The following is a 1,020-nucleotide window of genomic DNA, read 5'->3' on the forward strand; positions in this document are numbered from 1 at the left end:
GGATTCTTCGCTACTTCCTTTGTCACAGAAGACAAGAATCAGCTCCTCCGAAGTGGTCTTTGCAATCAGAAAGAACATCCCTTCCGAAATCAGATCTGTCACTTCATTGGAAACGTAATAAAGCCTTAGCTCGGGACCGCGCCCACTCTTCCCCCTGCGAGAGTCATACCAGCTGACGACACCATCAACATTTGCACTTTTGTCTTTGTCTTCAGAAAGAAACATGAACCTGCAGGGGTATTTGTACGTCTCCTCACCCGGATCTCCCAAGAAGTGCTTGAATCCCGCTTTTACCAGCCCTCCAAACTCATGCTGATTGGATTTACCCGGGTCCGCATCCACTGCAGTGAGGTATTTCCAGGCAATCCCCTCAAAATACTGGCCTAGTTTTTCCATCCCGCCATTTTCCCCTTTTCTTCGAGCAATCTCATTTGCCCTTTGTCTGGCTGCTTTATCTTGTATTTTTTCTTTTTGCCTTTGACATTCGCATCAAGGATTCTTGAGTGCATTTCTCTGGCTACCGCCTCAAAGACCGGTACCGCTACTGAGTTACCAAACTGTTTGTAAGCTTGGGTATCTGAAACGGGAATGCGAAAATCGGATTCTCCCGGCTTGTCAAAGCCCATCAGCCGCGCACACTCTCTGGGAGTAAGTCTGCGAGGGTTTTTGTTCTGTCCTCTGGACAGCAGGATCTCAGAACCGTCTTTGTAATATCTGGCAGAAAGAGTTCTGGTCGGCCTCTTCTGCTTGCTCTCTACGAGCCCGAAACCAAACCCGTTGCCTGCAGCCTGATGCTTCTTCGCATAGTTTTGCAAATAAGCCCAGAGCTTGTCTGTCAGGATATATTTATCCGGGACCTTCTTGTCCACGATGTCTGCCAGTAGCGGCGCCTCCTCGGGAACATCAAGATCAGCCAGACTAAAGCCTTCTGAAATATTGAGATCCTTTCTGAACCCTACGATCACAATCCTCTCACGGTGCTGAGGAAGGAAATCAGCAGCATCAATCACCCTAGGGTCA

Annotated in this window: 1 protein-coding gene and 1 pseudogene; both read right to left on the minus strand. The window is 48.6% G+C overall.

The window, feature by feature from the left end; translation table 11 throughout:
• A pseudogene (locus A3754_RS00445) lies at window positions 1–396 on the minus strand (restriction endonuclease); the annotation flags it as partial.
• A partial coding sequence (gene dcm, locus A3754_RS00450; protein ID WP_156496631.1) for a DNA (cytosine-5-)-methyltransferase occupies window positions 384–1,020 on the minus strand: 637 nt, incomplete at its 5' end. The gene dcm and the pseudogene A3754_RS00445, both read right to left, overlap by 13 nt.

The sequence above is a fragment of the Alcanivorax sp. HI0083 genome, from assembly GCF_001635175.1.